The following is an 18,559-nucleotide window of genomic DNA, read 5'->3' on the forward strand; positions in this document are numbered from 1 at the left end:
CCGTTATTATGAAAATATATACTTTGCGATTTCTCTTTTTAATGCTCACCGGCTTCCTGCTCGTATCGTGCGGGCAGGTAAGTACGCCGGGGTTTCGTATAACCAGAGAAGACAGCCTGCAATACGAAGGCAAAGTTGTCGAGCTTTTCAAGATAACCAATAGAAACGGAATGAACATTGGGGTAACGAACTACGGGGCTTCCCTGACATTTGTTTCCGCACCCGATAAAAACGGGGTTTTCGAACCGGTGGTGCTGGGACTCGACAGTCTGCAATATTACCTGGGCAGGCAACCCAAGCTCGGTGCTACGGTGGGACGGTATGCAAATAGGATTGGGAATGCGGAGTTTTGTCTGGATGATAAAGTCTATCGCTTGGAAAAGAACAGTAAAGGACATTCCATTCATGGCGGTGTAAGAGGCTTTAACCTCCGGGTTTTCGATACTGATACATCGTATGTGGTAAAAGATACGGCGGTAATCGTCTTTAAGTACCTGAGCCCGGATTTGGAAGGCGGCTTTCCTGGAAACCTCAGCCTTTCGCTGGCTTATAAGCTGACTAATGACAACGAAGTCGTTTTAGATTATGAAGCATCGACCGATAAGCCTACCGTAGTCAATCTGACGAACCATAGCTATTTCAATCTGACAGGGTGCAAAACATCCGTACTCGGACATCGCTATATGATTGCCGGCGACTCGATTACACTAGTGGATGCCGGAGGGATTCCGACCGGAGAACTCAGGGCGGTGGCAGGAACGGAATACGATTTCAGGACTTTGCAGCCTATAGGACAACGCATCGAGAAGATGAATAAAGGATATGACATCAATTACAAACTCAATAAGCAACCGGGCGTTTTAACGCTTGCCGCAAAAGTGGTGGAACCGGTTTCGGAGCGGGTATTGAAGGCATATACCACCGAACCGGGCATGCAATTCTATACCCCTGCCGCCGATTTGAGCTATCTGAAAGGGTATGCGCACCAGTCTTACGGGAAATATTACGGCTTCTGCCTTGAAATGCAGCATTTTCCGGACTCCCCCCACAATCCTCGGTTCCCGACGACTGTATTGCGGCCGGGAGAGGTTTACCGGCAAATTACCGTATATAAGTTCGAAACATTATCTGAAACTGAATAATTTTACTTTAAAACATTGATTATGAAAACGAGAAACTGGAAAAAGTACATGTGTTTAGCGAGTATTTCACTTTTTATGCTTCCCGATTTGTATGCAGTGCAAACCGGCGGTGAAAAGCTGCCGGGCGAGCCCGTCAAGAAAACGAGAAGCGCCACTTTCATTAGTGGAGAAAGCGCATGGGAACCTGCAGGTACAGGTGTAACCCGGCAGATTATGGGATATGACGGACAAGTGATGCTGGTAAAGGTGAAATTCGAGAAAGGCGCTGTGGGCACTCCCCATACTCATTATCACACACAGACCACCTATGTGGCAAGCGGTAAATTCGAATTTACGGTAGGAGCTGAGAAGAAAATTGTCAAGGCCGGCGACGGTATTTATATCGAACCGGACATTTTGCACGGCTGTGTTTGTTTGGAACCAGGTGTGCTTATAGACTGTTTTGCTCCGATGAGAGCGGATTTTCTGAAATAAGTTTCATTATAAGTTAATCGTTAGCTTTGGATATTAACAGAGATTAACGGTTTGGATTGCTCTTATTGAATGAGGGCAATCCTATTTGTACATATGTGTAGGGCGGTATCTTGTACAAAAATATCCTTTACTATACAAAAATAGCATTCGGAAAGTGTAAAAGTGTGATGAACAAAAACAATACTTTTACACTTTTTTTAGCATTTGCTGTAAGTTTGTTGCCGAAAATTATTTCTAAAGTAGAACCTTAGATTTATTTATTATGTACAAGTTAAAAGAATTCTTCTTAATGTTTATCCTCGCCTTTGTGAGTATGTCTGCATACGCGCAAAGCTTGACTGTAACCGGTAAGGTCATTGATAGCGAAGGATATGAAGTAATCGGTGGCAGTGTGACTATTAAAGGTGCTGCTGGTGTAGGAACAGTTACAGACCTAAACGGTAGCTATTCCTTGAAAGTGAACGATGCATCCAAGGATGTACTTGTTTTTTCGTATGTGGGCATGACCTCCCAGGAGGTAAAAGTCAATGGCCGCAGTGTAATCAATGTAACGTTGAAAGCCGATGCCGTGATGCTGGACGAAGTGGTTGCAATTGGTTATGCCACGGTCAAGCGTAAGGACCTCACCGGTTCCGTAGCTTCCGTCGGCAGCCAGGAACTTGCCAAAGTGCCGGTGAGCGATGTCACGCAGGCATTGTCCGGACGTATGGCGGGTGTAATGGTGCAGCAGAGCGAAGGCGCTCCGGGCTCCTCCGTTTCTATCCGTGTACGCGGCGGTATTTCCATTACCCAAAGCAATGAACCTCTCTACGTCATCGACGGTTTCCCCAGCGAAGATGGCATGTCGACCCTCGACCCGGCCGAAATCGAGACTATCGACGTATTGAAAGACGCTTCCGCTACAGCCATTTACGGTGCACGCGGTGCAAACGGTGTTGTGGTGATAACCACTAAGAACGGAAGCAAGGCCGGCGGAAAGGCCACCGTGACGTTCGACAGCTACGTCGGTATCAAGAAGATTGCGAACAAGCTGGACGTGCTTTCTCCCTATGAGTTCGTGAAACTGGACTACGAGCGTACCTTGTGGAGAATGAGCACAGGTGATGCCGGAGCCGACGGAATGAGCACCTGGGAGAGCAGATACGGCAAGTACAGCGATATCGAGTCCAACTACCTCGGCCGTAAAGGTATCGACTGGCAGGATGAGACGCTGGGACGTACGGCACTGACCCAGAATTACCGTGTGGCCGTTTCCGGAAAGACGGAGAAGATGAATTACAGCCTGGCCTACTCCTATTTCAATGAAGAGGGCGCTATGGTGTACAGCGGCAACAAGAAGCACAATATCTCCTTCAACATGAACCATGAGGTGAATAAATGGCTGACTGTCAATTCCCGTATCAGCTACGACCAAATGCGTGTGGAAGGTATGGGTACTTCGGACGGCGGCGACCGTTTCAACAAGATGCAGCACATCCTGCAATACCGTCCTACAATCGGTGTCCAGGGTAACGATATCGACTTGCTGGGTTCCGAAGACCCGTTGTTTGCAGACGATTCGGGCAACGTGATGCAGAACCCGTTGATTTCCGCCGCAGAGGAAACGAACGACCGTGAGTGGCGTATTTTCCAGGCGAATGCCGGCGCCACGGTGAAACTGTTGAAAGGCCTTTCCTTCCGCAGCACGGTAGGTATGCGTTATCAGACCCGCCGCAACGACGTTTTCTACGGTGACGAGTCTATAACGGCCAAACGTACGAGTATTAACGGTTCTATTACAAATATCGAGAGCAACAGTTTTCAGACATCCAATGTGCTGACTTATGCCTGGAACAATGATATTCATGACGTAACGGCAATGGTGGGACATGAGTATGTAACCAAGTGGACCCGCAACTTCTCTGCCGGCGCTACCCAGTTCCCGAATGACGAAATAGGTCTGGGCGACCTTTCCTTAGGAACTCCCAGTACTCCTACCTCCAGTGAGAACTACGATGACAAACTGCTGTCTTTCTTTGCACGTGTCAATTACAGCTTTAAGGATAAGTACTTGTTTACCGCCTCCCTTCGTGCGGACGGTTCCTCCAAGTTCGGTAAAAACAACAAATGGGGTTATTTCCCCGCCTTCTCCGCTGCTTGGCGTTTAAGCGAAGAAGGGTTCATCAAAGACCTGGATATATTCTCCGACCTGAAACTCCGCATAGGTTACGGTCTTGCCGGTAACAATCGTATAGACAGCTACCAAAGTTTGGCAGTCATGGGTTCGGTTACGGCCGCCAATGCCAACGGTGCACAGGCAGGTTATGCTTCCAGCCAGGTTCCCAACCCCGATTTGAAGTGGGAGGCCAACAAGACGTTCAACCTGGGATTGGATTTCGGTTTCCTGAACCAGCGCATTACCTTCTCTCCCGAATTCTACATCAACCGCAGTAGCAATCTGTTGCTGGATGCCAAGCTGCCTTATTCTTCCGGTTACCAGAGCATGGTAATCAATGCGGGCGAAACCGAGAACATCGGTGTGGACTTGACAATCAATACCGTCAACATCACCAATAGGGACTTCACATGGGGAACCTCGATAACTTTCTCGCACAACAAGAATACCGTTAACAAGCTCACGGGCGAAGACGTCCAACTGTACCTGGCTAATTTCGGATATGACGGTGCAGGTGCTTCCCACCAAATCGGTGTCGGACAACCTTTAGGACAGTTCTACGGCTATGTTACGGACGGTCTGTACCAGGTGAGCGACTTCAATTACGACGCATCCACAGGCAAGTACACATTGAAAGACGGTATTCCTTATCATGGCGACAAGTCGAGCATCCAGCCGGGATACTGGAAGTTCAAGAACGTGGACGGTAGCGAGGACAACCTGATTACGGAGGACGACAAGACTGTAATCGGCAACGCCTTCCCCTCCTTCTATGGCGGTATCAACAACACCTTCACGTGGAAGAACTTCGACCTGAGCATCTTCCTGACATACAGCTACGGTGCAGAGGTTCTCAACGCTACCAAGCTCACCAACACCAAGACGGCTTTGACGAACAAGAACGTGCTTGCCATAGCTAACGAGGCCAATCGCTGGGTGACGATAAACAGCAACGGAGAGCAGATTACCAGCCCGGAAGAGCTGGCGGCAGTGAACCAGGGAAAGACTATCGCACAGTTCGGCGACAACGGTTCGAACAATACATACATCCATTCCTGGGCCATAGAGGATGCTTCATACCTGAAACTGAGTAACATCACGCTGGGTTATACCTTCCCGAAGCAGGTTATCAGCAAGATAGGCCTGACCAAGTTGCGTTTGTATGCCACGGGCAACAACCTGCTGACGTGGACGCCCTATACGGGCTTCGACCCTGAGGTTTCCACCATGAGCAGTGCGCTGACACCGGGTGTTGACTTCGGAGCTTATCCGAGAAGCCGTTCTTTCGTATTTGGTATTAACGTGGCATTTTAATCAGACATCTTAAAAACAGAATACAATGAAAAATAAATTGATATACGCGCTCGGTGCGCTGATGGCCGTGGGATTCTCTTCCTGCGAACTGACGGAGAAACCTACTTCATACTATGAAATGGATACCTATTTCACTACTGAGGAGAAGGCGAGAATGGCCGTAGTGGGGATATACGACTGTATAGAAACGAATGATTATTATGGTCAATATATAATGCCATTTTTCGGTTCGGACGATATGTTCATGGTAAGGGGTGTCGGTTCGGACGGAACCCGCCGCGACATTTCCCATTATAAATATTCTTCTTCCAATACTTGGATTGCCGCTATTTGGCAATATGCTTATCAGGGAATTGATAGGGCTAATTTAGCGATTGCTAACATTGAGGCAATGGCGGGATATGAAGAAAGTGAAAGTTTGAAAGAGTTGGTGGCACAAGCTAAATTTCTCCGTGCTTTTTTAGCCTTTGATTTGGTTAGATTTTTTGGAGACGTTCCGTTCACTACGGAATATACCAGCGGCTATGATATGACCTCAAAGCCCCGTACAGACCGTTCACTGATTTACGACCAGATTGTTGAGGATTTGGATTTTGCCAAGGAACACCTGAATCCGGGCGGTAAGGTATCCTCTTCGGAAATCCCCTGTCGCGGTGCGGCACGTGCACTTTTGATGCGCGTCTACCTCCAACGGGCAGGTTACAGCCTGGACCGCGAAACGCGTACACTGACGCGTCCGTCGGATGCCGACCGGAAAACCTATTTCGAGGCAGTGATAAAGGAATGGGAGACATTTAAGACCGAAGGTTATCATAACTTCTATAATGGCGGTTATGAACAACTGTTCAAGAATTACTCCCAGTTGGTACTGAACAACCAGGAAAGCTTGTGGGAGATAGCCTTTGAGCCCAACCAGGGAGAGAAGGACAATGCCGGCATGTGGGCTACCTATAACGGACCATTGGTGGATGCTCCGGGCAGTTATTCAGGAACCAGTAGCTATATGGGACGTGCCAATGCGTTCTTTACCGTACTGCCTTATTGGAAATCGTTCTACGAATCCGAAGCAGACGGCAGCCAGAAGGATACACGCCGTGATGTGAACTTTGTGGACTATGTCTATAAGTGGAACAAAAAGACCGAGTTACAGGAGAAGTCGTACACCAGTAATGAAATCGTAAAGAGTATGTACCGTTATCCGGGTAAATGGCGCAGGGAATGGATGGCTCTCGGTTTTGTCGACCCCAACCATACGGGTGTCAATTATTGCCCATTGCGTTATGCGGATGCAGTACTAATGGCTGCTGAGGCTTATAATGAAACCGGCAATACTCCGGAAGCCTGGAATCTACTGAATAGCGTACGTTCGCGTGCAGGGGCTACACCTATTACCAGTGCCAATTACACAAGCCTGATGAAAGCTCCCAAGGTATACGATTTGCCTTTTATCTCGGACGGCGACGAGGCTGGAAAATTCCGTACTGCCCTTTACTGGGAACGTGCTTTCGAGCTTTGCTACGAAGGCCAGCGCAAGTACGATTTGCTCCGCTGGGGTATCCTGGGCGATGCTTTGAGAGCTGCCCAAACCTATATCGAAAGCTGGCAGCCGGGAACGGACGAACATATCGACCAGGGCACATTGGATACCTGGAATCCGGTAACGTGGGCATCGAGCAATTACGTGGCAGGCCATACATTTGTAGACGGCAAACATGAGTTGTTCCCTATTCCTTTGACGGAAATACAATCCAACGCAGCTTTGGGTAACCAGAATAATCCGGGTTTTGAATAAACAGTTGAAATAGGTATGGTATATAATTAATGGTTTTTATCCATTAATCTCTTGAAAGATGTTTCATGAGATAACAAAATATGGTACATTGTTCAACAGTATACGGTTTTGTTTCTCATGCAAACATCTTTCGGTATTATATACTCCTTGGTTCCGTACTTGTACATATTAATCTATTTTATATATTGTCGATATGAAAAAAGGCTTATTTTTTTATTGTGTACTTATTACATTGTTCGGTTGTGCTTCCCGTCAATCCGACAAGGAAGACTATACATGGTTGAAACACGCAATAGACGTATCTGCAGAACAACTGAAATTGACTGTAAATGACATAGGCGATTCCGTCTGCCTGCCCCGTTCCATTTGGACAAGCTACGGTACGGATTTCCTATGTGTACAGTTGGAGAAAAATCCGCTGACTTTCGAGGACTCCCTGCGGGTGAAACCCGTCAAGGGCGATGTCGGTTCCCGCCGCTACTGCTTCTCTATTTATGATTGGACAAGCGGCTTTTTCCCGGGCAACCTGTGGTATGCCTACCGGCTGACGGGCGACGAGGAATTGAAAAAGGATGCTGTCAAGTTCACGAATTACCTGTATCCCCTGCGCGAGTATAAAGGCACGCACGATATAGGCTTTATGATGAATTGCAGTTATGGCAACGCTTATCGTTTGTGCCCCGCCGATAGCGTGCGCCGGGCATTGATACAGACTGCCGATAATCTGTGCGGGCGTTTTAATCCGGAAATAGGCTGTATCCGCTCATGGGATTTCGGGAAATGGAATTTCCCTGTTATAATCGACAATATGATGAATTTAGACCTGCTGTTCTATGTCAGTCATCTCACCGGTGACAATAAATACAAGGAACTTGCCCTGACGCATGCCCGGACAACGATGAAGAACCATTTCAGGAAAGACTATTCATCCTACCATGTAGTCAGCTATAATGACGACGGAACGGTAGAGAAGAAGTGTACGCACCAGGGGCAGAAAGACGAGTCCTCATGGGCACGCGGGCAGGCATGGGGAGTGTACGGCTATACCTCCTGCTACCGCGAGTCGAAAGACGTGCAGTTCCTGCAACAGGCTGAGAATATAGCAGCATTAATCATGCAGCGTGTAAAAACGGAAGATGCGATACCCTTATGGGACTACGATGCGCCCGATATACCCCAGACGCCTCGCGATGCCTCCGCCGCCTCTATAACCGCTTCCGCCTTGATAGAGCTGAGTACGCTTGCCGAAAACGGCGGGGTTTATTTCGATTATGCCGAGAAGCTGCTCAAAAGCCTGTCATCGGACACTTACCTGGCAAAGGTAGGCGGCAACCAGGGTTTTATACTGATGCATTCCACTGGCTCATTGCCCAACGGTTCCGAGATAGATACGCCGATTAATTATGCCGACTACTATTACCTGGAGGCATTGCTTCGCTATATGCAAGTAAAAGGAATCGACTATAAGAATCTTTAATCTTATTATTATATCATGAAAACAGTAAAATACATTTTAAGCGTTCTCTTGCTGGCAGTTGCAGTTGTAGCAGATGCTCAGCAGCTCAGGAAAGAAGCTTTCGACCTGCTCAACCTGGACTATCCGGGCTTGGAAAAAGTCAAGGCGGCATGCTCCCGGCAACAGTGGGACGAAGCTGCACAGGCGTTGCTGGCTTATTACCGTAACCGTACGGATATCACGCATCCGGATATCGACTTGAATAACCTCACTATATCGAAAACGGAGCAGAAATGGGCGGACGATGCTTTGGAGCATACATTCTTCGTACATAAGGGTTACCAGCCTTCGTACAACTACGGCAAGGATATCAACTGGGAATATTGGCCGGTGAAAGATAATGAACTGCGCTGGCAGCTCCACCGCCACAAATGGTTCACCCCTATGGGGAAAGCATACCGCATATCCGGTGACGAAAAATACGCAAAAGAGTGGGCATACCAGTATATAGACTGGATTAAGAAGAACCCGCTGACGGAAATGGAAAAGGAAGAGTTCGAGCTCGTCAGTGCCGGCGAGGTCAAAACCGATGCCGACAATGTACATTTTGCATGGCGCCAGTTGGAGGTAAGCAACCGCTTGCAAGACCAGACCTGCCAGTTTCTACTATTCTGCTCCGCATCGGCGTTTACTCCTGAATTCCTGACCGAGTTCCTGGTTAACTACCACCGGCATGGCGCCTACCTCTTGAAGAACTATTCGGCCGAAGGCAACCACCTGCTATTCGAGGCGCAACGCATGGTATATGCCGGCGTTTTCTTCCCGGAGTTCAAGGATGCCGCTGCATGGAGAGAAAGCGGAATCGATATCCTGAACCGTGAAATCAAGAAACAGGTGTACGACGACGGCGGGCAGTACGAGTTAGACCCGCACTACCACCTGGCTGCAATCAATATATTCTGCAAAGCGCTGCGTATGGCCGATTGCAACGGATTCCGCAACGAGTTCCCGACCGAATACCTGGATACCATAAAACGAATGATTGAGTTCTACACCAACATCTGTTTCCCCGATTACACTAACCCGTGTTTCAGCGATGCCAAATTGGGCGACTATCAGGCAGAACTTGCCAATTACCGCGACTGGCTTACGCTTTTCCCGGATAACGACTGGATACGCTATTACGCAACCGAGGGGCGCGAAGGCTCTACCTTGCCTTATCTGTCGCACGGCGCCTTGACTTCCGGTTTCTTCACCTTTAGGAACGGCTGGAAAAAAGATGCCACCGTAATGGTGGTAAAAGCCGGTCCCAAGGGCGAATGGCACTGCCAGCCGGATAACGGCACTTTCGAATTCTGGTTCAACGGCAGAAATCTGTTCCCGGATTCCGGTACATACGTTTATGCGGGAGATGCCGAAGTGATGAAGCTGCGCAACTGGTTCAGACAGACTGCCGTGCATAATACGCTGACCCTGGACAACAAGAACCTGGAAACGACGGAATCCGTAACCAAGCTATGGCAACCGGAGGGCGAGGAGCAGGTTCTGGTTACTGAAAATCCGAGCTACAAAGGCTTGAAGCACCGCCGTACGGTATTCTTTGTAGACCGCACTTATTTTGTAATCGTAGATGAAGCCGTCGGTGATGCCCGGGGAACCGTCAACCTGCACTATCATTTCTGCGAAGGTACGGTGAATACCGATGCGGAAAAGAATATGGTAACCACGGCCTATGACGGCCCGAGCAACGTGAAACTGCAATGCTTTCCCGAAAAGAAAGCATCTCTGAAAGAAACGGAAGGCTGGCGCTCCACGGCTTACCGCCAACGCGTGCCCCGTACCTCGGTATCTTTCGATGTAAACAAAGACAATGCGGAAGCCGTGCGTTACATAACGGTTATCTATCCGGTGAAAGATACCGCCGCCTGCCCGGTACTCGATGCGAAATTCCTGAATAAGAGTTTCGATGAAAAAGGCGTGGAAGTGGAAGTCACCGTCAACGGTACGGCACGCCGGCTGGCATCTCAGTTAAGATAAACTACGGAATGAATCGGCTGTCCCAGTTCCGGTAAACGTACTGCACGCTTCCCGATAAGAGTGCGGTGGCGGTACAAAAACGGGGCGAACTGTAAAAAACAGGGGAAAGGACGGCCGATTTTCTGCCCGAACTTGATATTTAACGGAAGAATACCTATATTTGCTACCTGTCATCCGGAACGGAGCGGGGAATATCTTCTCCTTGCACATAGGCGGCAGGAGGATTGTTCGCTACGTTCCGGGGGCGGGTATGAAATAATTTAGAGAACATTTCTATGGACAATAAATTTGTAGTAAATATAGGTCGCCAGTTGGGTAGCGGCGGACGGGAGATAGGAGAGAAGCTGGCGCTCCGGCTGGGTATCGACTTCTATGACAAGGAGCTGATTAACCTTGCATCCGAAGAAAGCGGACTGTGCCGGGAGTTTTTTGAGAAAGCCGACGAAAAGGCGTCGCAAGGAATTATAGGCGGCCTGTTCGGTATGCGTTTCCCGTTCATCAGCGACGGAGCCATGCCCACCGCCAACTGCCTGAGCAACGATGCGTTGTTCAAGGTGCAAAGCGATGTGATACGGAAACTGGCCTCCGAGAAATCCTGCCTGTTCGTCGGACGTTGTGCCGACTATATCCTGCGGGATAATCCGCGTTGCGTCAATATCTTTATCTCGGCATCGCGCGAAGACCGTATAGCCCGCTTATGCCGCCTGCACTCCATTTCGGAGAATGCCGCTGAAGAAAAGATGAACAAAGCGGATAAGAGGCGTTCGGAATATTATAACTATTATAGCTATAAGACCTGGGGAGCGGCAGCTACCTATCATCTTTGCGTAGACTCGTCCGTATTGGGAATCGACGAAACCGTAGGCTACGTAGAGGAGTTTGTAAGGAAGAAGCTGAAGATATAGAAACGGGACTGTCGTTTACAAATAAAGCTAAAGCCGGTTGACTTGAAATAGTCAGCCGGCTTTTGTTTTAACCGGGATACAAAAGATTCCGTCCTGTAAGTCTGCTGTTTTTCCTACGCGGGAACGGGCGTTTCCCCCGGTAGAAACTTCCGTTTCCTCTTGCGGAAACAGGAATTTCCCTTAGGGGAAACGGGAGTTCCCACGTAAGGAAACGCTCGTTCCCTCTAAGAGGAAACGGCAACGGGCAGTGTGGAGTTTCCCTGTATATACCGGTCTATATATAAAAATGAGCCTGTCAAAGCAAGCGGACATACGGCTTTGACAGGCTTATAAGTTTTTCCGGAAGGAAAATAAAAGGATACCGATAAGAATATGGTAAAGTTACTGCTACATCATAGCCAGCAATATCATCTGTCCTGCCAGGATACGCAGGAACATCGTCAGCGGATAAACCGTGGAATAACCTACCGACGGTGCGTCATTGCCCGATGCCTGGTTGGAATATGCCAGTGCGGGAGGGTCGGTGTTACTGCCGGCAATCAACCCCATTAACGTAAAGTAATTGATTTTACAATAAAGCCGGGCGATAATGCCGATTATCAGCAGTGGAATGGTGGTAATCAGGAAACCGTAACCTACATACGACAATCCGCTACCTTCCACCACCGTCTGTACGAAATGCTCTCCGGCCTCTATACCTACACTGGCAAGGAAAAGGACGATACCGATTTCGCGCAACATCAGGTTGGCGCTCATGGTGGTATATGTTACGAGGCGGAGCTTATGCCCGAAGCGCCCGATAAGGATAGCCACCACTAACGGACCGCCCGCCAAGCCCAGTTTCACCGGAGTAGGCATACCGGGGAATGCAATCGGGAGGCTGCCCAGCAAAATACCTAAGAAGATACCTACGAATATGGTAACGATGTTCGGCGTATCCAGACGTTTCAGTTGGTTACCCAATACGCCGGCTACACGCTCTACCGCATCCTGCTGGCCTACCACCATTACACGGTCGCCCACCTGGAGCACCAGGTTGGGGTCGGCAAACAAGTCCATACCCGAACGGTTGATACGCGTTACATTTACGCCGTACATGCTGCGGAAATGCATGCTTCCCAACTTCTTACCGTTGATTTCCGATTTGGTTACCAGGATACGGCGCGACACCATAGGCGTGTCCTGTTTCTCCCAGTCCACCTTGATTTCCTTACCTATAAAGGCGGTTACCGCTTCGGCATCCTCCTCGGAACATACGATGAACAACTGGTCGCCGATGCGGAATTGCGTATCTTGGTTTGGGATGCTCACATGACCCTCGTGACGGATGCGCGAGCACACGAAAGGACGTCCCAGGAAATCCTTTACCTGAATCAGTTTTTTGCCGTCGATAGCTTCGTTACGCACTTCCAGGTGCAGCATATGCGGCATGTGCTTCATGTCCGATTCCTGCGTGTTGAGTTCCTCCTCCTCTTTTTTCAGGTTGACGCGGCAGATGTAGCGCACGGCGATGATAGAGCCGATAATGCCGACCACGCCGAGCGGGTAGGCGCAGGCATATCCCAGCGCAATGGGGTCGCCCGTATAATCCAGTTGGTTCAGTGCTTCCTGGGCAGCACCCAGACCGGGCGTGTTGGTTACGGCGCCGTATAGGATACCCACTATCATCGGAAGGTCTATACTCCCGTCGATGAAATAAATGCTTAACGCCACGACGATATTCAGTGCCACAATGCCCACGGCAAGCATATTCAGCGTCATACCCCCTTTCTTGAAAGAGGAGAAGAACGACGGGCCTACCTGCAAGCCGATACAGAATACGAATAAAATCAAACCGAATTCGCGGATAAAGTGCAGGATGTGTGTTTCGCCTGTAAATCCGAAATGTCCCATCAGAATACCGGTAAAGAGCACGAACGTAACCCCCAGCGATACCCCGAAAACTTTAATCTTGCCCAGCAGTACCCCCACGGAGATAACGAATGCATACAAGCATACGATATGCGCCACGGATGCCGGGTCCCAAAGAAGACTTTCTAACCAGTTCATAGTACCTTTGATATGTTGCTTTTTAAAATTTTGCGCAAAATTACTTAATAAAGAGAATGTAACAAAGGGTTTGCCTTTCTTTTTATACTGCCGGCTTTTTTTGTAATACCAACTTTGCAAAAACGAGGTGTGTGCAGGGGATATGCCCGGAATAAGGGCGGACATAATGCTGTTCGCAGGTGCAATTTTCCCTAAAAAACCTTTTTGTTTTAAGTATTTCAGTATATTTGCAAGTCCCTTGATGACAAAATGAATACTATTCATCTATTTTAATTATAAATAAACTATGGCAGACAGTAAAGAAAAACTCTTCTCGGACTTTTCTCCAGTTTCTACGGAACAGTGGATGGAGAAAGTAACCGCAGACTTAAAAGGCGCGGACTTTGAGAAGAAGCTCGTTTGGAGGACGAACGAAGGATTCAAGGTGAAACCTTTCTATCGCATGGAAGACCTCGAAGGTTTAAAGACCACGAATGCGCTCCCCGGTGAGTTCCCATACCTCAGGGGAACGAAGAAAAACAACAACGAATGGTTCGTCCGCCAGGAAATAAAGGTGGAATGCCCTGCGGAAGCCAATGCCAAAGCATTGGACATCCTGAATAAGGGCGTCGATTCGCTCTCTTTCCGCATAAAGGCCAAAGAGTTGAGTGCAGAGTATATCGAAACTTTGCTGAAAGACATCTGTGCGGAATGCGTGGAACTGAACTTCTCCACCTGTCAGGGGCATGTGGTAGAGCTTGCCGGGCTTCTCGTGGCTTATTTCAGGAAGAAAGGCTATGACCTTACGAAGTTGCAGGGCTCTATCAACTACGACTATTTCAATAAGATGCTGGCTAAAGGGAAGGAAAAAGGCGATATGGCAGCTACTGCCAAAGCCCTGATTGAGGCAGTGTCCGCCCTTCCGGAATACCGCGTACTGAATGTAAATGCGCTGACGCTGAACAATGCGGGTGCATATATCTACCAGGAGTTGGGATATGCGCTGGCTTGGGGCAACGAATACATGAGCTGCCTGACGGATGCCGGACTGCCGGCGGCACAGGTAGCTAGGAGAATCAAGTTCAACTTCGGCATCAGCTCCAATTACTTCCTCGAAATTGCGAAATTCCGTGCAGCCCGTATGTTATGGGCCAATATCGTGGCATCCTATGATGCGGAGGACAAGTGCGCTGCCAAGATGCGGGTACATGCGGAAACTTCCACCTTCAACCTCACCCTGTTCGATGCACACGTAAACCTGCTGCGTACACAGACCGAGGCGATGAGTGCAGCCCTTGCAGGCGTCGATTCGATGACGGTCGTTCCGTTCGACAAGACTTATGCCGTACCCGATGAATTCTCCGAACGCCTGGCGCGCAACCAGCAATTGCTGCTGAAAGAAGAATCCCACTTCGATAAGGTAATAGACCCGGCCGCCGGTTCTTATTACATCGAGAACCTCACTGTGGCTATTGCCAAGCAGGCATGGGATTTGTTCCTCGCGGTGGAGGAAGACGGCGGTTTCTATGCGTCGGTAAAATCGGGAAAGGTACAGGCAGCCGTGAACGAAAGCAATACAGCCCGCCATGCGGCCGTTGCCAAGCGTAAGGAGATATTGCTGGGAACCAACCAGTTCCCCAACTTCAACGAAAAGGCAGGCGACAAGAAGCCGTTGGAGGCCACATGTTGCTGCGGCGGACACAATACATGCGAAAAGGATGTTCCTTCGTTGAACTTCGACCGTGCGGCGAGCGAGTTCGAGGCATTGCGCCTGGAAACGGAAGCATCCGGCAAGCGCCCGAAAGCGTTTATGCTGACTATCGGTAACCTGGCTATGCGCCAGGCACGTGCGCAATACTCTTGTAACTTCCTGGCTTGCGCCGGATATGAAGTGGTTGACAACCTCGGTTTCCCGACCGTAGAAGAAGGTGTGGAGGCTGCAATGGCGGCTAATGCCGATATCGTGGTTCTCTGTTCCAGCGATGACGAATATGCGGAATATGCCGTTCCTGCGTTCAAGGCACTGAATGGCCGCGCCATGTTCATCGTGGCCGGTGCTCCCGCTTGCATGGACGAGCTGAAGGCGGCAGGTATCGAGAACTTCATCCATGTTCGTGTCAACGTTCTGGAAACACTGAGAGAATTCAATAAGAGATTACTTAAATAGAACACAGAGGCACTGAGACACAGAGTCTATGACAAAAGGTGAGTATAATTCGTTAAGCGGTGAAGTAATAGGAGCTGCGATGGAAGTTCATAAAGAACTGGGGCCGGGACTGTTGGAAGCCGTTTATGAAGCTTGCCTGATTTCTGAATTGAGAAATAAAGGATTCTGTGTAAAAAGTCAAGTAGCATTGCCTCTATATTATAAGGGACAAAAGTTAGAAAAAGAGTTCAGACTTGATTTGCTGGTAGAAGACGAGGTAATTGTTGAACTGAAAGCGGTGGACGAGCTGAAAGCTATTCACGAAGTGCAATTGGTTACTTATTTGAAATTGGCCGACAAGAAATTAGGACTACTTATCAACTTTAACGTTCCTGTCTTGATAAAAGGAGTGAGAAGACGGATAAATGGAATATTATAAACTCCGTGTCTCCGTGCCTCTGTGTTTAAAATAAAAGAAATGTGATGAGAAAAGATTTTAAAAACTTAGATATATATGCCGCTTTCCAGCCCGCTAACGGTGCTGAGTGGCAAAAGGCTAACGGCATCAAGGCCGACTGGAAGACTCCGGAACACATCGAAGTGAAGCCTGTTTACACCAAGGAAGACCTCGAAGGCATGGAACATCTCGACTATGCCGCAGGTATTCCGCCCTATCTGCGCGGTCCGTATTCGGTAATGTACACCCTGCGTCCCTGGACTATCCGCCAGTACGCCGGTTTCTCCACTGCCGAGGAATCCAATGCCTTCTACCGTCGTAACCTGGCATCCGGACAGAAAGGTTTGTCCGTAGCGTTCGACCTGGCTACCCACCGCGGCTACGACCCCGACCACGAACGTGTGGTAGGCGACGTAGGTAAGGCGGGTGTGTCTATCTGCTCGCTCGAAAACATGAAAGTGCTTTTCGACGGTATCCCTTTGAACAAGATGTCCGTGTCCATGACGATGAACGGTGCGGTGCTTCCGGTCATGGCATTCTACATCAATGCCGGCCTGGAGCAAGGCGCCAAGCTGGAAGAAATGGCAGGTACTATCCAGAACGATATCCTGAAAGAATTCATGGTACGTAACACCTATATCTACCCGCCTGCATTCTCCATGAAGATTATCTCCGACATCTTCGAATACACCTCCCAGAAGATGCCCAAGTTCAACTCTATCTCTATCTCCGGCTACCATATGCAGGAGGCAGGCGCTACGGCGGACATCGAGTTGGCCTATACGCTGGCCGACGGTCTGGAATACCTTCGTGCGGGTGTTGCCGCAGGCATCGACATCGACGCGTTTGCACCGCGCCTGTCGTTCTTCTGGGCTATCGGAACCAACCACTTCATGGAAATAGCCAAGATGCGTGCCGCACGTATGCTGTGGGCCAAGATTGTGAAACAGTTCAATCCGAAGAACCCCAAATCGCTTGCCTTGCGTACGCACTCCCAGACATCCGGCTGGTCGCTGACCGAGCAAGACCCGTTCAACAACGTGGGACGTACTTGTATCGAGGCTATGGCCGCCGCTTTGGGACATACCCAGTCTTTGCACACCAACGCGCTGGACGAGGCCATTGCGCTGCCCACCGATTTCTCTGCACGTATCGCACGTAATACCCAAATTTACATCCAGGAAGAAACTTACATCTGCAAGAATGTAGACCCGTGGGGAGGTTCTTACTATGTAGAATCCCTTACCAACGAACTCGCTCACAAGGCATGGGAGCTTATTCAGGAAGTGGAAAAACTGGGTGGTATGGCAAAGGCTATCGAAACCGGTATCCCCAAGATGCGTATCGAGGAGGCTGCTGCACGTACGCAGGCACGTATCGACAGCGGTTCGCAAACCATTGTAGGCGTAAACAAATATCGTCTGGAGAAAGAAGCTCCTATCGATATTCTTGAGATTGACAATACGGCCGTTCGCCAGGAGCAGATTCAGAACCTGAAAATATTGAAGGAAGGTCGCGATGAGGCTGCCGTTCAGAAGGCGCTCGAAGCCATTACCAAATGCGTGGAAACGAAGGAAGGCAACCTGCTGGAACTGGCAGTGGAGGCAGCCCGTGTCCGTGCTACGCTGGGTGAGATTTCGTATGCCTGCGAGAAGGTCGTAGGACGTTATAAAGCAGTAATCAGAACTATTTCAGGCGTGTATTCATCAGAAAGTAAAAATGACAGCGACTTCCACAGAGCCTGTGAACTGGCCGAGAAGTTTGCGAAGAAAGAGGGACGTCAGCCCCGTATCATGGTAGCTAAAATGGGGCAGGACGGTCACGACCGCGGTGCTAAAGTCGTAGCTACCGGATATGCGGATTGCGGTTTCGACGTGGATATGGGACCCTTGTTCCAGACTCCTGCCGAGGCAGCTCGCGAAGCGGTAGAGAACGACGTTCACGTAGTGGGTGTTTCTTCTTTGGCTGCCGGACACAAGACATTGGTTCCGCAGATTATCGAAGAACTCAAGAAGTTAGGCCGCGAGGATATCGTAGTCATTGCAGGCGGTGTAATCCCCGCACAAGACTATGATTTCCTTTACAAGGCCGGTGTAGCCGCTATCTTCGGTCCCGGTACTCCGGTAGCGAAGGCTGCTTGCCAGATTCTCGAAATCTTGCTGGATGAAGAATAATAATCCGCAGGGATAAATGTTAAAAAAGGACGGAATGTGTTTGCATATCCGTCCTTTTTTCTTAATCTGTGTTATAAAACATACTTTTTTTCTTGGATAATTTGCAAATATCTAAATAGTCCGTATCTTTGCAATGTGTTTTTCATAGTATTAGATTTAAGGTTAACAAAGGTTGGAGTACAGCGGTACTCCTTTTTTTAGGGACATTCAGTAAATAATATAAAATCAGCCAACTAATTCATACACAAAATATTGCGAATTAGCTGGCTTTTTTGTATCTTTAGGTATTCCCCCGCAAATAAGGTTTGAAGGCCAAAACGGGGGAAATTCCCCGACTAAGATATGGCTAAGATACAAAATATTTCCGAAATTCACCCAACTTTGGGCTTCACAGAATTTGATGTTCTGGAAAAATACCGCAAAAGTTTTAATGAGAGTGAGCTTGGCAGGCTTCACTCAGTGTTCCCGTTTGAACGCAT

Annotated in this window: 11 protein-coding genes; 10 read left to right on the forward strand and 1 reads right to left on the reverse strand. The window is 48.9% G+C overall.

The window, feature by feature from the left end; all coding sequences use genetic code 11:
* Nucleotides 1-8: 8 nt before the first annotated feature.
* From C233_RS0117245 to C233_RS0117275, 7 genes are all read left to right on the forward strand, one after another.
* A complete protein-coding gene (locus tag C233_RS0117245) occupies nt 9-1,142 on the forward strand; it encodes an aldose epimerase family protein (RefSeq protein WP_025069067.1) in 1,134 nt (377 codons plus the stop codon).
* Nucleotides 1,143-1,163: 21 nt separating this feature from the next.
* On the forward strand, nt 1,164-1,616 hold the full coding sequence (locus C233_RS0117250) for a cupin domain-containing protein (RefSeq protein WP_026314905.1): 453 nt from the start codon (nt 1,164-1,166) through the stop codon (nt 1,614-1,616).
* Between the two features lie 262 nt (nt 1,617-1,878).
* A complete protein-coding gene (locus C233_RS0117255) occupies nt 1,879-5,085 on the forward strand; it encodes a SusC/RagA family TonB-linked outer membrane protein (RefSeq protein ID WP_026314906.1) in 3,207 nt (1,068 codons plus the stop codon).
* 25 nt (nt 5,086-5,110) lie between these two features.
* Nucleotides 5,111-6,877 carry a RagB/SusD family nutrient uptake outer membrane protein gene (locus C233_RS0117260; protein WP_018668800.1) on the forward strand — a complete coding sequence of 589 codons (1,767 nt, stop codon included), beginning with the start codon at nt 5,111-5,113 and terminating at the stop codon, nt 6,875-6,877.
* A gap of 193 nt (nt 6,878-7,070) precedes the next feature.
* Nucleotides 7,071-8,354: a DUF4995 domain-containing protein gene (locus tag C233_RS0117265; RefSeq protein WP_018668801.1), complete on the forward strand. Its 1,284-nt coding sequence runs from the start codon at nt 7,071-7,073 to the stop codon at nt 8,352-8,354.
* Nucleotides 8,355-8,369: 15 nt separating this feature from the next.
* Nucleotides 8,370-10,370: a heparin-sulfate lyase HepC gene (hepC, locus tag C233_RS0117270; protein WP_018668802.1), complete on the forward strand. Its 2,001-nt coding sequence runs from the start codon at nt 8,370-8,372 to the stop codon at nt 10,368-10,370.
* Between the two features lie 275 nt (nt 10,371-10,645).
* Nucleotides 10,646-11,275, forward strand: a complete 630-nt coding sequence (locus C233_RS0117275; RefSeq protein WP_018668803.1) for a cytidylate kinase-like family protein — start codon at nt 10,646-10,648, stop codon at nt 11,273-11,275.
* 387 nt (nt 11,276-11,662) lie between these two features.
* Here C233_RS0117275 and C233_RS0117280 read toward each other — a convergent pair whose 3' ends face one another.
* The gene (locus C233_RS0117280) at nt 11,663-13,324 is read right to left on the reverse strand and encodes a putative transporter (RefSeq protein ID WP_025069068.1); all 1,662 of its coding nucleotides are present in this window, start codon (nt 13,322-13,324) and stop codon (nt 11,663-11,665) included.
* A gap of 286 nt (nt 13,325-13,610) precedes the next feature.
* Between C233_RS0117280 and mutA the strand changes: the two genes are divergently transcribed.
* The 3 genes from mutA to scpA are packed head-to-tail and all read left to right on the forward strand — an operon-like array spanning nt 13,611 to nt 18,080.
* Entirely contained in the window at nt 13,611-15,470 is a 1,860-nt protein-coding gene (gene mutA, locus C233_RS0117285; protein WP_018668805.1) for a methylmalonyl-CoA mutase small subunit, read from the forward strand.
* A gap of 28 nt (nt 15,471-15,498) precedes the next feature.
* Complete coding sequence (locus tag C233_RS0117290; protein ID WP_018668806.1) at nt 15,499-15,888, forward strand: GxxExxY protein; 390 nt, start codon at nt 15,499-15,501, stop codon at nt 15,886-15,888.
* Between the two features lie 44 nt (nt 15,889-15,932).
* Entirely contained in the window at nt 15,933-18,080 is a 2,148-nt protein-coding gene (gene scpA, locus C233_RS0117295; protein WP_018668807.1) for a methylmalonyl-CoA mutase, read from the forward strand.
* Nucleotides 18,081-18,559: the final 479 nt, after the last annotated feature.

Source organism: Bacteroides gallinarum DSM 18171 = JCM 13658 (genome assembly GCF_000374365.1).
Classification (GTDB): Bacteria; Bacteroidota; Bacteroidia; order Bacteroidales; family Bacteroidaceae; genus Bacteroides; species Bacteroides gallinarum.